This window comes from Arthrobacter sp. NPDC080086 (genome assembly GCF_040702285.1).
This window is the reverse complement of the sequence record NZ_JBFBKP010000040.1, coordinates 1-11,889: the sequence shown is the minus strand read 5'-3', so window position 1 is coordinate 11,889 and position 11,889 is coordinate 1. Positions and strand designations below refer to the sequence as shown.

At 69.9% G+C, this 11,889-nt stretch carries 11 protein-coding genes and 2 tRNA genes; 10 read left to right on the top strand and 3 right to left on the bottom strand.

All coding sequences use genetic code 11. The features are described from left to right. Positions 1-49 precede the first annotated feature (49 nt). From rsfS to AB0305_RS14065, 5 genes are all read left to right on the top strand, one after another. Positions 50-451 carry a ribosome silencing factor gene (gene rsfS / locus AB0305_RS14085; RefSeq protein WP_290257628.1) on the top strand — a complete coding sequence of 134 codons (402 nt, stop codon included), beginning with the start codon at positions 50-52 and terminating at the stop codon, positions 449-451. Positions 452-568: 117 nt separating this feature from the next. Next, positions 569-641 (top strand) — tRNA-Ala (locus AB0305_RS14080). 198 nt (positions 642-839) lie between these two features. Further along, a tRNA-Ala gene (locus AB0305_RS14075) sits at positions 840-912 on the top strand. An 89-nt stretch (positions 913-1,001) separates the two neighbouring features. Beyond that, entirely contained in the window at positions 1,002-2,153 is a 1,152-nt protein-coding gene (locus tag AB0305_RS14070) for a methyltransferase (protein ID WP_364135220.1), read from the top strand. 99 nt (positions 2,154-2,252) lie between these two features. Continuing rightward, complete coding sequence (locus tag AB0305_RS14065; RefSeq protein WP_366173215.1) at positions 2,253-3,506, top strand: ROK family transcriptional regulator; 1,254 nt, start codon at positions 2,253-2,255, stop codon at positions 3,504-3,506. A gap of 33 nt (positions 3,507-3,539) precedes the next feature. Here the strand turns inward: AB0305_RS14065 and AB0305_RS14060 are convergent, their stop codons facing one another. After that, positions 3,540-3,737, bottom strand: a complete 198-nt coding sequence (locus tag AB0305_RS14060; RefSeq protein WP_290257631.1) for a hypothetical protein — start codon at positions 3,735-3,737, stop codon at positions 3,540-3,542. A gap of 58 nt (positions 3,738-3,795) precedes the next feature. After that, positions 3,796-4,302, bottom strand: coding sequence for a DUF2004 domain-containing protein (locus AB0305_RS14055; RefSeq protein WP_290257632.1), 507 nt, complete (start codon positions 4,300-4,302; stop codon positions 3,796-3,798). 108 nt (positions 4,303-4,410) lie between these two features. Between AB0305_RS14055 and AB0305_RS14050 the strand changes: the two genes are divergently transcribed. Then, a complete protein-coding gene (locus tag AB0305_RS14050; RefSeq protein WP_364135225.1) occupies positions 4,411-5,829 on the top strand; it encodes an aldehyde dehydrogenase family protein in 1,419 nt (472 codons plus the stop codon). A 27-nt stretch (positions 5,830-5,856) separates the two neighbouring features. Here the strand turns inward: AB0305_RS14050 and AB0305_RS14045 are convergent, their stop codons facing one another. Then, positions 5,857-6,777, bottom strand: coding sequence for a LysR family transcriptional regulator (locus AB0305_RS14045; RefSeq protein ID WP_364135228.1), 921 nt, complete (start codon positions 6,775-6,777; stop codon positions 5,857-5,859). Positions 6,778-6,949: 172 nt separating this feature from the next. Here AB0305_RS14045 and AB0305_RS14040 point away from each other — a divergent pair, with 172 nt between their 5' ends. The 4 genes from AB0305_RS14040 to AB0305_RS14025 are packed head-to-tail and all read left to right on the top strand — an operon-like array spanning position 6,950 to position 11,728. Then, positions 6,950-8,326: an FAD-dependent oxidoreductase gene (locus AB0305_RS14040; protein ID WP_364135231.1), complete on the top strand. Its 1,377-nt coding sequence runs from the start codon at positions 6,950-6,952 to the stop codon at positions 8,324-8,326. 11 nt (positions 8,327-8,337) lie between these two features. Continuing rightward, the gene (locus tag AB0305_RS14035; protein WP_364135233.1) at positions 8,338-9,069 is read left to right on the top strand and encodes a DUF1365 domain-containing protein; all 732 of its coding nucleotides are present in this window, start codon (positions 8,338-8,340) and stop codon (positions 9,067-9,069) included. Positions 9,070-9,071: 2 nt separating this feature from the next. Next, the gene (locus tag AB0305_RS14030) at positions 9,072-10,484 is read left to right on the top strand and encodes a class I SAM-dependent methyltransferase (RefSeq protein ID WP_364135799.1); all 1,413 of its coding nucleotides are present in this window, start codon (positions 9,072-9,074) and stop codon (positions 10,482-10,484) included. Continuing rightward, positions 10,481-11,728 (top strand): cyclopropane-fatty-acyl-phospholipid synthase family protein, encoded by a 1,248-nt coding sequence (locus tag AB0305_RS14025; RefSeq protein WP_364135236.1) that lies wholly within the window; start codon positions 10,481-10,483, stop codon positions 11,726-11,728. The genes AB0305_RS14030 and AB0305_RS14025 overlap by 4 nt, the downstream gene beginning before the upstream one ends. The last annotated feature ends 161 nt before the right edge of the window (positions 11,729-11,889 follow it).

Sequence of the window (11,889 nt, the reverse complement as noted above, 5' to 3'; positions counted from 1 at the left end):
ACCCTATTCACCGAGTTTCACCAAAGTTTCATCACCAACAAGGAGTCCCGTGACTGCAACCGATTCAGCCATCACCACCGCCCGCCACGCCGCCCACGCGGCCGCGGACAAGCTGGCCGAAGACATCGTGGCGCTCGACGTCAGTGAACGCCTCGCCCTGGCCGACGTCTTCCTCATCGCCTCGGCCCCGTCCGAACGCCAGGTCAACGCGATCGTCGACGGCATCGAGGACGAGCTGTCCAAGCACGACCTCAAGCCCGTCCGCCGTGAGGGGCGCTCCGGCGGCCGCTGGGTGCTGTTGGACTACGCCGACGTCGTCATCCACGTCCAGCATGAAGAGGACCGGGTCTTCTACGCCCTCGAGCGCCTCTGGAAGGACTGCCCCGTGGTCGACCTGCAGCTCGGCGACGATGCGTCTGCGAAGGCCGCTGCCGGCACCGACGCGGAGTAGCGGCACGCCCTCCGGGGCGGCCGCACCGTGAATATTCCCGATTTGGAATTTTCGGAAGTGGTGTTCTAAGATATTTGAGTTGCTTCGGCGGGAACGAGGTCGAAGCGGCGAGAATACGGGGCTGTGGCGCAGCTGGTAGCGCACCTGCATGGCATGCAGGGGGTCAGGGGTTCGAGTCCCCTCAGCTCCACCGTAATCCGCCGGAACCAACAGGTTCCGGCGGATTTTTTTATTGCCCGGATGCGCTCCGGAATCCCGCGAAGCCCCCCGGAAACCAGCCGGGACACGCCCGCCGGGCGCCGATTAGCATCCCGGACGAAAGTGCATTACTCTAATCAGGTTGCTTGATCGGAACGGCATAAAAAACCGGATCGGCAGGAAACGGTTCGGGGCTGTGGCGCAGCTGGTAGCGCACCTGCATGGCATGCAGGGGGTCAGGGGTTCGAGTCCCCTCAGCTCCACCGAACGAGGTCCCGCTCATTGAGCGGGGCCTCACCGCTTTAACCCTTCGGCCACCCCACCCACCATGACGAAACGGCGGAAACCGGACGTGTCGGACCATCCCCTCGACCAGCTCTTCGCCGGACTGCGGCGCTTCCCTGACGTGGAGGCCCCCAACCTCCAGGCCTGGGACGCCACCGACCGCCTGCTGCTGGACACCGCTGCCGGCTTCCACGACGGCGGATCGGTGGCGGTCATCGGCGACAACTACGGCGCTCTGACCCTCGGCCTCCTCGCGCTGGGGACCGCCGACGGCGGCACTGACCCGGCGACACCGGCGGTCCGGGTCCATCAGGACCTCATCACGGGCGAACGCGCCCTGCGGCGCAACGCCGACGCTGCGGGCCTCACCGGCGGTTTCATCCAGACCACCCTGTCCGACGCCGTCGACGGCGCCTCCCTGGTGCTGCTCCAGCTGCCCCGCTCCCTCGCCGAACTGGAGGAGATCGCCGACGCCGTCGCGCGCCACGCCGCCCCCGGCGCCGTTCTGCTGGCCGGCGGCCGGGTCAAGCACATGAGCCTGGGCATGAACGCGGTCCTGGCCCGCTCCTTCGCGGAGGTCCAGCCCCAGCTCGCGCGGCAAAAGTCCCGCGTGCTGGTGGCCCGCGGCCCGAAGCCGGCCGTGGGGGAGCCGCCGTACCCGGTGTCAGAGCACCACCCGGGCCTGGACCTCACGGTCTGCGCCCGCGGTGCGGTCTTCGCCGGCACCGGGCTGGACATCGGCACCCGCTTCCTCCTGGACTTCCTGCCGCAGATGCCGGCCGCCCGGCACGCCGTCGACCTCGGTTGCGGCACCGGCATCCTCGCCGCCCTCTATGCCCGGAGCCACCCGGAGTCCCGCGTCACCGCCACGGACCGCTCCGCCGCCGCCGTCGACTCCGCCCTGGCCACCGCGCGCGCCAACGGAATCACGAGCGTGACGGGTTTGCGGGACGACGCCCTGAGCACCCTGCCCGACGCCTCGGTGGACCTGGTGCTGCTCAACCCGCCCTTCCACCTGGGCTCGGCCGTGCACGCCGGCGCCGGCCTCAAGCTGATCGAGGCCGCCGCCCGGGTGCTGGCGCCCGGGGGAGAACTCTGGACCGTCTACAACAGTCACCTGCAGTACCGGCCCGCCCTGGAGCGCCTGGTGGGTCCCACCCGCGAGGCGGGCCGGAACCCGAAGTTCACCGTCACCGCCAGCACCCGCCGGCCCGCGTAATCCGCGCGAACGTGACGGCTGCCTGTGTGGCAGCAACAGGCCGGTGACGTAGCATTTCCCTCATCAGCAGTACTTGCCCGATGACGTTGAGAGGTACCAGTGACTGAGAGCCGCACACCCTCGCCGCGGCGGGGAACGAACCTCCCACGGATGGGCGACTTCAACCTCACCGTCATCCTGGACGCGATCCGCCGTTCCCCGGCGGGACTGAGCCGGGTGGAGCTGGCCCAGATCGTCGGGCTCTCCCCGCAGACCATCTCCAACATCTCCCGCCGCCTCCTGGACCAGAGCCTGATCGTCGAGGCCGGCAAGGAGGGCACCGGCCCCGGTAAGCCCCGCACCATGCTGCGGCTGAACCCGGCCGGCATGTACGCCGTCGGCGTGCACGTGGACCCCGCCGTCCTCACGTTCGTCCTGCTGGACCTGGTGGGCGACGTCGTCCGGCACACCCGGATCCCGACGCCCGACGGGAGCGAACCCGGCGCCATCATCGACACCATCGCCGCCGAGATCAAACAGCTGATCGACGACTCGGGCGTGGACCGGGCCAAGATCGCCGGCCTGGGCGTCGCCTCGCCCGGACCCATCGACCTGGTGGCCGGCGCGGTCGTCGACCCGCCGCTGCTGCCGGGCTGGGACCGCGTGAACCTCCGCGACGCCCTGGCCGAGGCCACCGGCCTCTCCACCATCCTGGACAAGGACGTCACCAGCGCCGCCGTCGCCGAGACCTGGGCCGGGGGCCCCAGCGGTGCCGGCAGCTTTCTCTTCATGTACATGGGCACCGGCATCGGCTGCGGCCTGGTCCTCAACGGCGAAGTGGTCCGCGGCGTCTCCGGCAACGCGGGCGAGATCGGCCACGTGATCGTGGACCCGGACGGTCCCGAGTGCGACTGCGGCCAGCGCGGCTGCGTGAAGTCCTCCGCCATCCCGCAGGTGCTGGTGGCCAAGGCCGTCGCCACCGGCGTGCTGGACGGCCCCGAGGAGGGCCACAGCGCCCCCGCCGTTCAGGAGCGTTTCGCCGAGTTGTGCGCCATGGCCTACGGCGGCCACGAGGGCGCCGTCGGCATCCTCCGCGACTCGGCCGTGCTGGTCAGCCGCGCCGTGGCCGCGGTGATCAACGCCCTGGACGTGGACCGCGTCGTCTTCGGCGGCCCGTTCTGGACCTGCCTCGCCCCGGCCTACCTGGAGCTGGTCCCCGGGCTCGTGGCAGGCAACAGCGACACCGGCAAGATCCACGGCGTGGAGGTGGTCAGCACGGGCGTGGGCGACGACGTCGGCGCTGTCGGGGCCGCCTGCCTGGTGCTGGAGCACATGCTCGCCCCGCGCTCCCAGAGGCTGCTGCTGGAGGGCTGACGCCCGCTGAGGACCTGCCGCCGGTGAACGGCGTCAGTCGATGTCCTCCAGGACCGTGCCGAACGGCAGGGTTTCGTCGATGTGGGCCTGATGATCGTGCGGGTGGACCACCACCCGCACCCCGTGGGACCTGTCCGCCGCGGACTGCATGAGGACCGGCCGGACGGTGTTCACAATGCCCTCGCTCTTGCCTGCGAGGTACTCCTGGTAACTGGCTGGAAGCTGGATCATGCCAGCAGGATAGACCCCGCCGCGTCCGCGGGGGAGGGGCTTCCGGCCGGGGGCCTGCTCAGGACTCCCAGAGGATCTCGTCGTCGACGACCCCGTCCTCGTCGGTGGAGGCCACCAGTACCTCATCGGTGAAGTGCGCGCCCAGGGTGAAGTCGAGGACGAAGTAGCGTTCGGGCTGGCCGGGATAGATGCCCACGTGGCCTAGCTTGAGGGCCTTGAGGAAGACCTGATTGGTCAGCTGGGACTTGTCCTCGACGCCGAAGACCTGCCGCAGGTGTTCGGGCTTGAGGGCGTTGCAGTGGAAGCGCAGGTACTCCTGCGGGCTGCTGCCCTCCTGGTCCAGCTCCTCGGCGATCATTTCCCGCACCTGGTCCACCACCTCGGGCAGGAAGCGCAAGCGGTAGTCCACCTTGTGCAGGGCCGCCTCGTCAAAGTGGTCATGGGCGTTGACGTTCAGGTCCAGTTCCAGCGGGTGGCCGGCCAGTTCATGGGTGGCGGCGAAGTTATGGTCGCGCCCGTGGTTGAGCTCGATTTCTCCAAAATGCCGGCTGGATACCTTGCTCATGTCTTCAACATAGCCCTGAACCGGTGGCTGTTCCAGCATCACCGGGATTTAGCAGAATTTACCTGAAACCGCAGTCCGGGACGGGTGCGGTGACGGTACATTGATCGGATGCAGACCGTAGCCGCCGCCGTCGCCCGCGCCCGCGAAGAGTTCGACAGCGGGGTGACCCGGCCGTTGCAGTGGCGGCTCCAGCAGCTCGCCGCCCTGCGCCGCATGCTGGTGGAACGCCGGGCCGAGTTCGCGCAGGCCCTTTCCGCGGACCTGGGCAAGCACGAGACCGAATCGCAGATGACGGAGATCGGCTTCGTCACCGCCGAGGCCGCGCACCTGGAAAAACACCTCGCTGCCTGGCTGCGCCCGCGGCCGGTGCCCGTCCCGCTCTCCGTGCAGCCGGCCAGGGCCTGGACCGAGCTGACCCCACTGGGAGTGGTGCTGGTGATCGGGCCGTGGAACTACCCGTTGCAGCTGCTGCTCGCCCCGCTGGCCGGCGCCCTCGCCGCGGGCAACACGGTGATCCTCAAGCCCAGCGAGCACGCCCCCGCCACCTCCGCGGCCCTGGCCCGGTGGGTCCCGGAGTACCTGGCCGGCGCAGTGCAGGTCGTGGAGGGCGGCATCCCGGAAACCACGGAACTGCTGGCCGTCCCCTTCGACCACATCTTCTTCACCGGCGGGGAGGTGGCGGCCAAGGCCGTGCTGCGCGCCGCGGCGGAGCACCTGACCCCGGTCACGCTGGAACTCGGCGGGAAGTCCCCGGCCTACGTGGACGCCACCACGGACCTGGCCAAGGCGGCCCGGCGGCTTGCCTGGGGCCGGTTCATGAACGCCGGCCAGACCTGCGTGGCCCCCGACTACGTGCTGGCCACCGCCGAGGTGATCGATCCGCTGCAACGGGAACTGGCCACGGCCGTCACCGCCCTGTTCGGCAAGGACGCGGCCTCGAGCGACTCCTACGGCCGGATCATCAACGACAGGCACTTTGACCGGCTCGCCGCGCTCGCGGACGGCAGCACCGTGGTGCACGGCGGGGCCCGGGACGCGGCCACCCGGTACTTCGAGCCGACGCTGCTCCGGCCCGCGCCCGGCGACGCGGTGATGGGGGAGGAGATCTTCGGTCCGCTGCTGCCGCTGCTGGAGGTTAGCGGCCCCGGTGAGGCGATCAGCGCCATCAACGCCCGGCCCAAGCCACTGGCGCTCTACGTCTTCAGCGACGACGCCGGCACGCGCCGGGCGTTTTCCGAGCAGACCTCCTCCGGGGCGCTGTGCTTCGACGTCCCGGTGGCGCACCTGACCGTTCCCGGCCTGCCGTTTGGCGGCGTGGGCGGCAGCGGGATGGGCGCCTACCACGGCGAGCACTCGCTAAAGACCTTCTCGCACGAGCGGGCCAGCCTGTCCAAGCCGCTGTGGCCGGAAACCCTCGGACTGATCTTCCCGCCCTACACCCGCCTCAAGCACCGGCTGATCAGCAGCTTCGTGTCCCCGGCGGGAAAGAACCCGGGCAGGAACCACGGCGGGAACCAGAGCAGCTAGCCCCGGGGCGGGGGCCGCGATAACGGACTAGTCGCGGCGCGTGGTGCCCAGTTTCTGCAGGGTGTCGGCCAGCAGCTCCACGAACAGCTGCACCTGGGCGGTCTGCTTCTCCTTCGGCAGCAACGCGAAGACGTTGCGCGCCAGCCTGATCTCGGGGACGTCCAGGACCACGACGCCGTCGGGCCGGTGCAGCAGGGCCAGTTCCGGGACCAGCGCCGCGCCCAGGCCGGCGGCGGCCATCTCCAGGCTGGCGTGGAAGTCGTCGCTGTAAGCCACCACCCGGGGGTGCAGGTTGCAGCTGGCGAACAGCCGCTCGATCACGGTGGCGTCCGAGGTGCCCGGGTGGTGCATGATCCACGGCATGTCCGAGAGGTGGTCGGCGGCGACCTTTGATTCCGGGCCGATGCCCCAGCCGGCGGGCAGCACCACGCGGAAGTCGTCGTCGCCGATCCACTGCCGGTTGACCGTGTGCGGCCAGGCCAGGCCGGACTGGCCCACCTGGTAGACCAGGGCGACGTCGAGCTCGCCACCGGTGCGCAGGCCCTGGATGGTCTGTCCGGGTTCGGCGACGGAAACCCGCAGCTCGATGCCCAGCTTCTTCCACGCCGGGTTCTGCAGGATCCGGGGCAGCACGTAGGTGGCCAGGGAGGGGAAGATGCCCAGCCGCAGCTCCTGGCGGGGGCTCTCGTTCGTGCGGGCCGCGGCCGCCATGAGCGCGTCGATGTCGGTCAGCACCTTCGCCGCGTGCCGGGTCATGGTGACGGCGGCGTCGGTGGGCTGGATGCTCCGGGCCGACCGCTGGAACAGCTCCACCCCGGTGTCCCGTTCCAGGGCGGACATCTGCTGGGAGACCGCCGAGGAGGTGTAGCCCAGCCGGGTGGCGGCCGCCGCAAAGGACCCCAACCGAACCACTTCGACGAGCGTCCTGAGGTGAACGGGGTTGATCACGGAATTGCCCTTCGGTGTTTGCGGTGGGGCGGGAGCGAAATCCCGCTTCATTCTGGCACATTGGTCCTAGGCGTCCGCCGGAAAAGTAAGACTCATCCGGCTGCCTCGCGGTGACGAATTGCCCTTAGCAAGTTCCACCAGGACGATTCAGGCGAAGCAACAGGAGCAACCAGTGCAGCAAGCAGCAAGCATCCCGGACGGACGCCGGGTTGCCGTGATCGGCAGTGGCGTGGCCGGCCTGACGGCGGCCTACGTGCTGAACCGGCGCGACCAGGTCACGCTCTTCGAGGCCGATACCCGGCTCGGCGGGCACGCCCACACCCATGACGTGCGCCAGGCGGACGGCTCCGTGCTGGGCATCGACACCGGCTTCATCGTCCACAACGAACGGACCTACCCCACCCTGTTGCGGCTCTTCCGGGAACTCGGCGTCCAGACCCAGGACTCCGAAATGAGCATGTCCATCCGCTGCGACGGCTGCGGCCTGGAGTACGCGGGGGCCCGGGGCGGTGCCCGCGGCATCATTCCCCGGCCCTCCACCCTGCTGCGCGGGCGCTACCTGCGGATGCTGCTGGAAGTCACCCGCTTCTACCGCCGCGCCCGGGCCCTGCTGGCGGAGGCGGACAAGACCGGCACCGCCGGCCCCGAACTGACCCTCGGCGAGTTCCTGGCCCAGGAGAAGTTCAGCGACTACTTCATCGCCCACTTCATGACGCCCGTGGTCAGCGCCGTCTGGTCCTGCGACCCGTCGACCGCCCTGGCCTACCCGGCGCGCTACCTCTTCACCTTCCTCGGCCACCACGGCCTGCTCGGCATCAAGGGCTCCCCGCAGTGGCGCACGGTCACCGGCGGCTCCCGCAGCTACGTGGACAAGGTCGCCGCCGCCCTGCCGGACGTCCGCACCGGCAGCCCGGTCCTGCGGGTCCGGCGCCACCCCGGCGGCCTGGAAGTCACCACCCGCGACGCCGCCGGCGCCGAGACGGCGGAGAACTTCGACGCCGTCGTCATCGCCACGCACCCGGCGCAGGCCCTGGGCATGCTGGCCGACGCCACGGACGAAGAACGCGACGCCCTGGGCGGCATGCCCTACTCGGTCAACCAGACCGTCTTCCACCGCGACGACGCCGTGCTCCCCGCCAGCGAAAACGCCAAGGCCTCCTGGAACTACCGGCTGCCCGCCTGCGACGCCCGGCCGGACCGCGTGCTGGTCAGCTATGACATGACCCGTCTGCAGCGGCTGGAGCCGGTGGACGGCAAGCGCTACATTGTCAGCCTGGGCGAATCCGAACTGATCGGGGACGGCACGGTGCTGGAGCAGATGGTCTACGAACACCCGCAGTACACGCCGGACTCGCTCCGGGCGCAGGAACGCATCCTGGGCCTGGGTGATGACCGGCTGGCGTTCGCGGGCGCCTACCACGGCTGGGGTTTCCACGAGGACGGCGCGCTTTCCGGCGTCCGGGCCGCCGCCCGGCTGGGCCGCGACTGGGAAGCCGACGGTCAGGGCACCCGCAACGCCGAACTGTCCCCGGCCGCGGAGGGCCTGTGAGCCGGGGTCCTGTGAACAGCGGTGCCGCCATCTACCGGACGTCCATCTCGCACGTCCGTCGCACCCCGCTGCACAACGCCTTCACCTACCGCAGCTACAGCTGGTACGTCGACGTCGACGCTCTCCCGGAGCTGCCCCGGCCGCTCCGGCCGCTGGCGGGCTTTACCGCCGCGGACCATCTGGGTGACCCCGACGGGACACTCCGCGGCAACGTCGAACGCTACCTCGCCACCCAGGGCATAGACCTGGGCGGCGGCCGGATTACCATGCTGGCCAGTGCCCGCGTCTTCGGCCACGTGTTCAACCCGCTGAGCCTGTTCTGGTGCCACGACGCCGCCGGGGAGCTGCGCTGCGTCGTCGCCGAGGTGCACAACACCTACGGGGAGCGGCACTGCTACCTGCTGGAGACCGACGGCGCCGGCCGGGCCACCGTGCCGAAGGCGTTCTACGTCTCACCGTTTAATGACGTCGACGGCCGGTACCGGATGAAGGTCCCCGAACCCGGCGACCGGCTGGCGGTCTCAATCGTCCTGGAACGCGAGGGGCAGAAGCCCTTCATCGCCACCATGGACGGCACCCGCAGCCCGGCCACCACAGCCAACATCCTCGCCGCGGCGATCGCTGTCCCGCTGGCCCCGCTGCGGGTAGCGGCCCAGATCCGCTGGCAGGGCATCAAACTTTGGGCGCGACGCCTGCCCATCATCAAAAGACCACACCACCCCTCACAGGAGGCAGTCCAGTGACCATGACCGAAGCGACCGGATCCCCGCAGGGATCCCAGGAACGCGACTTCGCTCCGGCCCCCGCCGGATCCCCGGTGCCGTACACCGTGCCCCCGGCACCCGCCGTCGTCGACGCCGCCATCTGGCCGAGCATCGCCACCGTCCCCGCCGGGATCAAGGCCAAGGTGGCCGGCCGCGTGGCCGACGCCATCTTCCGCACCGCCGTGCAGCGGCTGCCCCTGGAGGTCCGCTACCCGGACGGCTCCGTCCTGGGCGAGGCCGGCCAGGGTCACCCGATCATGACCATGCACCGTCCCGACGACTTTGCGGCCCGCCTGGGCGACGGCGGACTGATCGGCCTGGGCGAGTCCTACATGGCCGGCGACTGGGACGCCGATGACCTCACCGCCGTGATGGAGGTCTTCGCCGCCCGGGTGGGGAAGCTGGTGCCCGAGCCGCTGCAGAAGCTCCGCGGGCTCTACCTGCCCCGCACGCCCCGGACAGAGAAGAACACCGAGCAGAACACCCGCTCGAACATTTCCCGGCACTACGACCTCTCGAATGACCTGTTCGCGACCTTCCTCGACAGCACCATGACCTACTCCAGCGCGCTGTTCCCCGAAAGTGGCGACGCGCTGCGCGCCGTGGTTTGGGACGACCTCGCCGCGGCACAGCAGGCCAAGATCGACCGGCTGCTGGACAAGGCCGGCGTCACCGCGGGCACCCGGGTCCTCGAAATCGGCACCGGCTGGGGCGAGCTGGCCCTGCGCGCGGCCGCCCGGGGGGCCACCGTCTACTCCGTCACGCTCTCCAGCGAACAGCAGGAGCTCGCCCGGAAGCGGGTGGCCGAGGCCGGGTACGCCGACGCCGTCACCATTGACCTCAAGGACTACCGCGCCGTGCAGGGCCAGTACGACGCGATTGTCTCCGTCGAGATGATCGAGGCCGTGGGCTACGAGTACTGGGCAACCTACTTCAAGACCATCGAGCGGGTTCTGGCGCCCGGTGGCAAGGTGGCCATCCAGGCCATCACCATCGGCCACGACAGGCTGATCGCCACCCGCACCAGCTACACCTGGGTGCACAAGTACATCTTCCCGGGCGGCGTGATCCCTTCAGTCCGCGCCATCGAAGAGATCACCGAGAAGCAGACCGGCCTCCGGGTCCGCGAACGCCTCGCCATGGGTGAGCACTACGCGCAGACACTGCGCCTCTGGGAGGAGCGGTTCATGGCCCGGGGCGGCGACGTCCGCGCCCTGGGCTTCGACGAGATCTTCCAGCGGATGTGGCTGTTCTACCTCTGCTACTCGCGGGCCGGGTTCGAAACCGGATACCTGAACGTGCAGCAGATCGTGCTGGACAAGGTCTCCACCCGGGCCTCCGCCGCCAAGGCCGCTGCCACCCAGGCCTCGGCTCACGAGCGGGGCACCAAGTGAGCGGGGGACTGGCCGGCACCATCGCCGAGGTCCTGCGCCCGGTGGTCCGCGGCGAACTGCCGGTGCGGCTGGTCGTCTGGGACGGCAGCGAGGCCGGTCCGGCCGGCGCCCCCACGGTGCGGCTGAACTCGCCCGCCGCGATCCGGCGCCTGCTCTGGGCGCCCGGGGAGCTCGGCGCCGCGCAGGCCTACGTCACCGGCGAACTCGACCTCGATGGCGACCTCAACTCGGCCCTGGCCCACATCTGGAAAGTGGTCCGGGACCGCAACCTTGCCGGCATCCGCCCCACCCCGGCCCTGCTGGCCGGCGTGGCCAGGATCGCCAAGGAAGCCGGAGCCCTGGGCGCCCCGCCCGAGCCGCCGGCCAGCCAGGCCAAGGTCAAGGGCCGGCTGCACAGCCTGCTCCGGGACCGTGCCGCCATCAGCCACCATTACGACCTCAGCAACGATTACTACGAGCTGATCCTCGACCCGCAGATGGCCTACTCCAGCGGGTATTGGACCAACCACCTCGAAGACAGCCACGCCGCCGAGGGCTACGGGCTCGAGGACGCGCAACGGGACAAGCTGGACCTGGTCTGCCGCAAGATCGGGCTCAAGCCCGGCATGCGGATGCTCGACATCGGCTGCGGCTGGGGCTCGCTGAGCCTGCACGCGGCCCAGCACTACGGCGTCGACGTCGTGGGCGTCACCCTCTCCGTGGAGCAGAAGGCGTTCATCGACCGCCGGGTCAAGGAACGCGGGCTCGAGGGTCGCGTCGACATCCGCGTCCAGGACTACCGGGAAATCCCGGACGGCCCGTTCGACGCCGTCGCCTCCCTGGAGATGGGCGAGCACGTGGGCCAGAAGAACTACCCGGTCTACGCGGCCGCGCTGTTCAACAACGTCAAGCCCGGCGGCAAGGTCCTGATCCAGCAGATGTCCCGCCACGGCAAGCACCCCGGCGGAGGCCCCTTCATCGAATCCTTCATCGCGCCGGACATGCACATGCGTCCGGTGGGGGAGACGCTGGGCTTCCTGGAGGACGCCGGGCTGGAGATTGAGGGCGTCCAGGGCATGCGCCGGCACTACGTCTACACCCTGGAGGCCTGGTACGAGCGGTTCGAGGAGAACCACGACGCCGCCGTCGCCATGATGGGCGAGGAGATCGTCCGCGTCTGGCGGCTCTACCTGGTGGGCGCGCTGCGCAGCTTCGCCGAGGGCCGGATGGGCGTGGACCAGATCCTCAGCAGCCGCCCCGAGTAGGAGCGCTCCACACTAAATACAGAAGGCGGCCACCGGAGGGTGGCCGCCTTCTGTCGTGCCGGCCACCCTGCTTTTCGTCCACCCGGGGGCGTGCCGTCACCCACTCCGGGACGTGCCCTCACCCACGCGAGCCCGTGGCCTCACGCACACGAACGCGAGCC

What these genes read in the sequence shown, in the direction of transcription:
- AB0305_RS14060 (WP_290257631.1), bottom strand. Translation starts at nt 3,737, where the DNA reads ATGATCCAGCTTCCAGCCAGTTACCAGGAGTACCTCGCAGGCAAGAGC.
- AB0305_RS14055 (WP_290257632.1), bottom strand. Translation starts at nt 4,302, where the DNA reads ATGAGCAAGGTATCCAGCCGGCATTTTGGAGAAATCGAGCTCAACCAC.
- AB0305_RS14050 (WP_364135225.1), top strand. Translation starts at nt 4,411, where the DNA reads ATGCAGACCGTAGCCGCCGCCGTCGCCCGCGCCCGCGAAGAGTTCGAC.
- AB0305_RS14030 (WP_364135799.1), top strand. Translation starts at nt 9,072, where the DNA reads ATGACCGAAGCGACCGGATCCCCGCAGGGATCCCAGGAACGCGACTTC.